Source organism: Paenibacillus glacialis, from assembly GCF_001637205.1.
Classification (GTDB): Bacteria; Bacillota; Bacilli; order Paenibacillales; family Paenibacillaceae; genus Paenibacillus_AQ; species Paenibacillus_AQ glacialis.
Genome location: NZ_LVJH01000025.1, coordinates 174952 through 182885 on the forward strand (window position 1 = coordinate 174952; position 7934 = coordinate 182885).

The 7934-nt window shown below is 39.5% G+C and carries 4 protein-coding genes; 3 read left to right on the forward strand and 1 reads right to left on the reverse strand.

Annotated features, from left to right (window positions below; translation table 11 throughout):
- Positions 1-28: 28 nt before the first annotated feature.
- A complete protein-coding gene (gene gyrB, locus PGLA_RS14755; RefSeq protein ID WP_068534020.1) occupies positions 29-1939 on the forward strand; it encodes a DNA topoisomerase (ATP-hydrolyzing) subunit B in 1911 nt (636 codons plus the stop codon).
- A 67-nt stretch (positions 1940-2006) separates the two neighbouring features.
- Here the strand turns inward: gyrB and PGLA_RS14760 are convergent, their stop codons facing one another.
- Positions 2007-2816 carry a YheC/YheD family protein gene (locus tag PGLA_RS14760; protein ID WP_068533992.1) on the reverse strand — a complete coding sequence of 270 codons (810 nt, stop codon included), beginning with the start codon at positions 2814-2816 and terminating at the stop codon, positions 2007-2009.
- Positions 2817-3350: 534 nt separating this feature from the next.
- Here PGLA_RS14760 and gyrA point away from each other — a divergent pair.
- Together gyrA and PGLA_RS14770 are read left to right on the forward strand one after the other, a co-directional pair.
- Positions 3351-5918: a DNA gyrase subunit A gene (gene gyrA, locus PGLA_RS14765; RefSeq protein ID WP_068533994.1), complete on the forward strand. Its 2568-nt coding sequence runs from the start codon at positions 3351-3353 to the stop codon at positions 5916-5918.
- A gap of 610 nt (positions 5919-6528) precedes the next feature.
- On the forward strand, positions 6529-7611 hold the full coding sequence (locus PGLA_RS14770; RefSeq protein ID WP_068533996.1) for an HD-GYP domain-containing protein: 1083 nt from the start codon (positions 6529-6531) through the stop codon (positions 7609-7611).
- Positions 7612-7934: the final 323 nt, after the last annotated feature.

The window sequence follows — 7934 nt, forward strand, 5'->3', positions numbered from 1 at the left end:
TGTAGAATCTATAGAAGTAGGTGAAGGCATGTCTATGAATCAACCATCGTATGATGAAAGTCAGATACAGGTACTAGAAGGTCTGGAAGCCGTTCGTAAACGGCCGGGGATGTACATTGGATCAACTAGCGCTAAGGGCTTGCATCATTTAGTCTGGGAAGTGGTGGACAATAGTATTGACGAAGCTATGGCAGGTATATGTGATCACATAGAGATCACTGTCCACAAAGACAATAGTGTGACTGTTGTTGATAATGGACGCGGTATCCCTGTTGGAGAACACGCCAAGATGAAGCGCCCTGCACTAGAAGTCGTTATGACTGTCCTACATGCGGGTGGTAAATTTGGTGGTGGCGGATATAAAGTATCAGGTGGTTTACACGGGGTAGGTGTCTCGGTTGTTAATGCTTTGTCGGAAAAAGTAGTAGTAACCGTTAAACGTGAAGGACATATCTATCAACAAGAATATCGTCGTGGTGCTCCTCAATACGATGTGAAAGTGATTGGAGATTCGGATGAACATGGAACAACGGTTACTTTCCTTCCAGATCCGGAAATATTCACAGAGACAACAGTATATGATTATGCAACGCTTCTTACTCGTGTACGTGAGATCGCCTTTTTAAATAAAGGAATCGCCTTGACGCTGAATGATGAGCGAACAGAGTCATCCGTTCGTTTTATGTATGAAGGTGGAATTAAGGAATATGTGAAATTCCTGAACGAGAAGAAAGAAGCACTTCATGAGGAACCTATCTACGTGGAAGGATCACGGGATATGATGCAGGTAGAAGTGGCTCTGCAATATAACGATAGCTATACAGAGAATATTTATTCGTTCTGTAACAACATCAATACACATGAGGGCGGAACGCATGAATCAGGATTTAAGAGTGCCTTGACTCGGATTATTAATGATTACGCTCGTAAAACAGGCGTGATTAAAGATAGTAATTCGAATCTTTCAGGCGATGATGTTCGTGAAGGATTGACTGCTATTATTTCGGTCAAAATACCAGAACCTCAATTCGAAGGACAGACGAAGACGAAACTTGGTAACAGTGAAGTACGTGGTGTCGTGGAATCATTGTTCTCAGAGAAACTACAGGAGTTCCTAGAAGAGAATCCAGCAGTATCTCGTCGAATTCTAGAAAAGGGACTACAGGCTTCGAGAGCTCGTGAAGCAGCTCGTAAAGCTCGTGAGCTGACACGACGTAAGAGTGCGTTGGAAGTGAGTGCATTACCAGGTAAACTAGCTGACTGTTCATCAAAAGATGCATCGATCAGTGAACTTTATATCGTCGAAGGAGATTCTGCTGGTGGATCTGCCAAGCAGGGTCGAGATCGACACTTCCAAGCTATTCTTCCTCTACGTGGTAAAATTCTAAACGTAGAGAAAGCTAGACTAGATCGCATACTTTCGAATGCTGAAATTCGGAATATGATTACAGCCATGGGAACTGGAATTGGCGAAGACTTCGACCTTAGTAAAGCTCGGTATCATAAGGTTATTATTATGACCGATGCCGACGTCGATGGAGCGCATATTAGAACCCTAATGTTGACCTTCTTTTACCGTTATATGCGTAAGTTACTTGATGCTGGATATATCTATATTGCGCAACCACCTTTGTTTAAAGTGGAACGTAACAAGGTAATCCGTTATGCAAACAGTGAGAAGGAAAGAGATCAAATTATTAGTGAATTTGGACCTAATGCTAAAGTTAATGTCCAACGATATAAAGGTCTTGGTGAGATGAATGCAGGACAGTTATGGGAGACTACGATGGATCCAGAGTGTCGGACGATGCTTCAGGTTACAATCGATGATGCTATGCTAGCAGATAATATGTTTGATACGTTGATGGGCGACAATGTAGAACCACGGCGTGAATTTATTTATCAACATGCTAAGAGTGTTAAGAATTTAGATATTTAAAATGACGTTGGTATGAAAAAGGAGAAGGTGCAGATGTGGCACCTTCTCCCTTTTTTTGAAGGAATGGTTACCGTGATAGTCTCCTTGCAGGATACCTCCCGTATGAAACTGCGTAACGGTAAATACGACGATATACGTCTTTATCGGGAATATATTTTTTGAAGGGATATAGGGCAGGTAAGGTATTTACTTCTAATATCCAAGGTCTCTTTTCACTGTCTATTGCGATATCCAGTCCCAGTTCTTTAATATGGTGATACTTCGTTTGAAGCTGATTTGCGACCGAAACACCTAAACTTTTAAGTGTTTGTTGTAGTTCAAATACTTCCATAGAGGTCATATAGGGAGACATTAATGTTTCAAAAGTTTGGACTTTTCCTCCACTATGATGATTGGTTACGACTTTATGGGGAGCTGCGACACGTCCAATAATTCCTGTGGATACCCATAATCGATTAGGACTTTTTTGAGTAAGAATACGTAAATCAAAGGGACAAGAATTGTATTCTAACAAGCGAATACCTTGTTGGATCAAATAGTTATGATGCCGAGTATACTTGTGAACACCAAGAATGAGTGATGCAAGTGAGGGGAATATCTTGGTTTCGGTACCATACCGAAGTTGATAAACCGTATAGGTATCAATGAACTGATCATCAGAATCAAGGTTATTCAATGTCAATTGTTCAACACACATCACGCCACGACCATACGTTCCACAATCCGGTTTTAAGAAGGCGATAGTGAACTCATTCAACATATTCTCTAAAGCCTCTGAAGAGTATTTACATGTAACTGGAATGTAGGGGGAGACAAGCTCATTTTTTAGGAGCACTTTGGTTTTGGCCCACTTGCTTGAAACACGCTGAATAGCCAATGAAGTTCATCCTTTCAATATTCTATTTTTAATTGATACTCCATCACATATATGGGAATGGCGAGATGACGATATTTGTTCATAAAATGGAACAGAGATGTTGGTTCTCTTATCGTATTCAGGTATAGATTTGAATCCTTGAAGGGCTTAAAAATTAAGACAAGGTAGTAAAAGAATGGTATACTATGTGTTGGGGATTTCTTAGACATTGTATGAATAGGCTGATTAAGAAGGCAGGGCATATCCCTATTTTTAAGAATAAAAAATGTGTTTATTTACCTTTACCGGGATAGACGTTTAATTGTGGTCTTTTTGAGAAAGTAATATAATAAAGATTACTGGTTTTATTATGTAATAGGTATTGAAGACGGCAAGGCTGTTTCTTCTTAAAATATAAGAAAGTATCATTCCTACCTTGTATCTTATATTTTTCATAGAAATGAGTACGGTCCTTAAAAAAGACGGTACAACCGTTTCTTCTTATATATTCTGCATTTCGTTGATTTGGTTGATAGGAATTGGAGGAGGTACAGCATGGCAGAAGAATTAAACTCGCAAATTACGGATCGGGATATCGGCGTTGAAATGCGCGAGTCATTTATGGATTATGCGATGAGTATCATTGTTAGCCGGGCTTTACCTGATGTAAGAGATGGATTGAAACCGGTACATCGTCGTATTCTATATGCTATGAATGATTTGGGTATGACCCCGGATAAACCATTTAAGAAATCAGCGAGAATTGTCGGCGATGTTATCGGTAAATATCACCCACATGGTGATACGGCAGTATACCAAACGATGGTACGGATGGCGCAGGATTTCTCCATGCGGTATATGCTCGTGGAAGGTCATGGTAACTTCGGTTCAGTTGATGGTGACATGGCAGCAGCGATGCGTTATACGGAAGCACGTCTTTCTAAGATTGCAATGGAAATGTTAAGAGATATTAATAAAGAAACGATTGATTTCCAACCTAACTATGATGGTGAAGAACAAGAACCTAAGGTTCTACCTGCACGTTTTCCGAACTTGTTGGTGAATGGGGTATCAGGCATAGCTGTTGGTATGGCCACTAATATTCCACCGCATAATCTAGGTGAAGTTATTGATGGTGTTCAAGCATTGATTAAGAATCCAGAAATCACTTCTATGGAATTGATGGATTATATCAAGGGACCTGATTTCCCGACTTCCGGTTATATATTAGGTCGTCAGGGAATTCGTCAAGCTTATGAGACCGGTCGTGGATCAGTAACGATGCGTGCTAAAGCAAATATTGAAGAAAATAACAATAAATCGCGTATTGTCATCTATGAACTTCCTTATCAAGTGAACAAAGCAAGACTGGTAGAGAAAATTGCCGAGCTTGTTCGCGAGAAAAGTCTTGATGGTATTACTGATTTACGTGATGAATCAGATCGTAATGGTATGCGGGTCGTTATTGAATTACGACGTGATGTTAATCCGAATGTTGTACTGAATAACTTGTACAAGCAAACGCCAATGCAGTCTACTTTCGGTATTAATATGTTAGCTATCGTTAACAATGAACCGAAAACACTAAGTCTATTTGATGTGTTATATCATTATTTGGAGCACCAGAAAGTGGTTATCCGTAGACGGACAGAATTCGAACTTAGAAAAGCTGAAGCACGTGCGCATATCCTAGAAGGATTAAGAATAGCACTAGATCACCTGGATGAAGTTATTGCTCTAATCCGTAGTTCACAAACATCAGAAATCGCACGAGATGGACTTATGAGCAGATTCGAGCTAAGTCTTGAACAAGCACAAGCCATTATGGAAATGCGTCTACAGCGCCTGACAGGTTTGGAACGCGATAAGATTGAGAACGAATACCAAGAACTGATGAAGAAGATTGCAGAATTACGTGAAATATTAGCTGATGAATCGCTTATCCTTCAGATCATTAGTGAAGAGCTGAATGAAATAAAAGAACGTTTCAATGACGAACGTCGGACTGAAATTACGGTCGGTGAAGAAAGTATTCTAGATGAGGATCTTATTCCACAAGAAGAAGTCATCATCACGATTAGCCATTCTGGTTACATCAAACGTCTTCCTGCGAATACTTACCGTAGTCAAAAACGTGGTGGACGTGGCGTAATGGGGATGGATACGAAAGATCAAGACTTTGTTGAACATCTCTTCGTAACCAATTCACATCACTATCTCTTGTTCTTTACCGATCGAGGGAAGGTCTATCGCCTCAAGGCTTATGAAATTCCTGATTTGAGCCGTACGGCGCGTGGCACAGCGATTATTAACCTGATTCAGATCGAACAGGGCGAGACTGTAAATGCTGTGATTCCGGTACAGAACTTTGATGGAGAGGATTCCTTATTCTTTGCTACTCGTCAAGGGGTTGTGAAGAAGACACCACTCGAGGATTATACAAACATTCGTAAGGGTGGCCTTATCGCTATTAACCTTCGTGAAGATGATGCTCTAATTGGAGTGAAGCTCGCGAATGGCGAACAGGAGTTAATCATGGGTACGGCTCAAGGTATGTCCATTCGTTTCTCTGAGAACGATGTCCGTTCTATGGGACGCAGTGCAACTGGCGTTAGGGGTATCCGCTTAAGTGATGACGATGAAGTTATAGGCATGGATATCATCGATAAGGATTTGGATATCTTGATTGTTACAGCCAAAGGATACGGTAAACGTACACCAGCTAGCGACTATCGTTCCCAAAGCCGTGGTGGTAAGGGAATTAAGACAATTAATGTAACCGAGAAGAACGGTGCTGTTATTGCTTTGAAAGTCGTTAAGAATGAAGAAGACTTGATGATTATCACGACGCTTGGAACCCTAATCCGTACGAGTATGGAGGGCATTTCCACGATGGGTCGTTATACTCAAGGTGTGAAACTGATTAATATTCGTGAAGATGATGCAGTAGCTACTGTATGTCGTGTCGATAAAACAGAAGAAACAGAGGAAGATGACTCATCTGAATGGGATGAATCCATTGCAGTAGATTCCGAGTCTGGTTCAGCTGGAGAAGTCATAGAATCTTCTGATGTTGAGGAACCTTCCATCGATGTTTCGGATGAAACGTTAGAAGAAGAGTAGGCATCAAGTATCAAAGTACAACATGAACAAGAAAACATGGGTTGCTAAATAGATTGAACTAAAGTCGAACCCTCATATTCATGATTCTCTTTAGAAATGATTGAACTTGTGAGCGCAAACTTCAGTTCAATCTATATAAATAAATGTATATAATCTATAGAAAGAGACCTCGGGATTGTTCCGGGGTCTCTTTTGATTAGAGTTTGTTATACATGCCTTCATCATGAATAGGGTTACTACATTTTAAGATAGATATAAACCTTACACATTTATGGTATGGAATGAATGAGTTGCTAGGATGAATAGACTGTTCGAGTAATATCATCGTGGTACAGATACATCAGTTACACTAAATAGCTCAGGTTTAGGTATGGCTTATTTCCAAAGGATTAGTTGCAATAGGTGGTCAAATAGAGGTGGGCCACTTTACTGGGAAAAGGAACGAAGATCTGCCTTATTTGGACGTAGCTTAAGCTGCTATACATCCAATGGATTCTAATGACTTATTTTACCGATAAGGATTGTACAGCTATTCAATAAATAATATAATGGCATGAATTGCTATATCCGTATCAAATCAAAATAATGAAATGGAGATGTATATTAATATATGGCTATCATACCTATTATGGACTTAAAACCTGGTGTCAAATTAGTCAAAAGTGTATATACTCCAATGGGTAGCCTACTCTTTCATAAAGGAAAGGTACTACTACAACGCGACTTAGATATTTTAAAAGCGTTTATGGTAGAGACTGTAGAAGTAGGGAAATTAGGCGATAAAATGGTTCAATCGAGAGAAAACACCTCCTCTATCGAACCTTTAGCTCAAGACTCATCGTCATTGGTTAAACAATCTTCTTTTGCAGAAGAATACGATAAGTTGTTCAACATGATCAAGAGTTCCCTTCCTTCAGTTGAGGCGGCAGGAATTCCTATTTATGAAATTCGTAATCAGCTGGAAAGATTGATTCAATATATAAAAGATTATAATCCTATTTCCTTTTTGCCTCGTATATTAAATGATTATGAGTATATGTATCATAATGCAGTTCTCTGTGCGCTATCTTCATATAAACTAGCCGAGTGGAGCGGTCTTCCAAAAAAGGATTGGATGCAAGTGGCATTTGCTGGCCTATTCCATGATATTGGTAATGTGAAGGTTGATCCATCCATATTGTTCAAACCTTCCCAATTAACGTTAGAAGAAATTAGAGAAATGCGAGACCATACGAAGATTGGGTACCAATTATTGAAGAATGTAGCGGGCATTAATGAGGGTGTTCGTTTAGCGGCGTTACAACATCATGAAAAGGTCGATGGAACGGGGTACCCACGCGGCCAAGAAAGTAATGAGATACATATCTATTCCAAAATCGTAGGGGTAGTCGATATATTTCACGCTATGACACTTAATAAAGCATATCGGAAGGGACAATCCCCGTATTTGGTATTAGAGCAAATACTAAGTGAATCCTTCGGTAAATTGGATCCTAAATTGGTACAGACATTTATTAGAAAAGTGACAGAGTTCAATAATGGTGTAATAGTTCGGCTGAGTAACGATAAAATAGGTGAGATTGTTTTTTCTAATCATAATGAGCCGACTCGTCCAATGGTCTCTTCGGAGAATGTTATAATTAATTTAGAGAAGCAACGAAATCTCTTTATCGTAGAAATAGTAAAAGAATAAACAATTTCCTTGGGGCTCTTATTTTTCTATAAGTTCAGATCAATAGAGCCTTTGCTTTCCTGAATTGGGGAGGTAAGATCGGTAATCATGTACATCGGAAATAGAAATAATTTAAATATTTAAAAAAAGGTTGCATTCACTACTCACACGTGATATATTATTAGTCCGGCCAACAAATAAGTGTTTTGTTGAATCGGCAAGCCAATATCGAATGAAACTTAAATCGAAAAAAAGCTTGCATAAACGAACCGGACATGATATGATATAAAAGTTGTCACCGAGAAACACTGGTAACGACAAAGCGAAATCATTGGTCTTTGAAA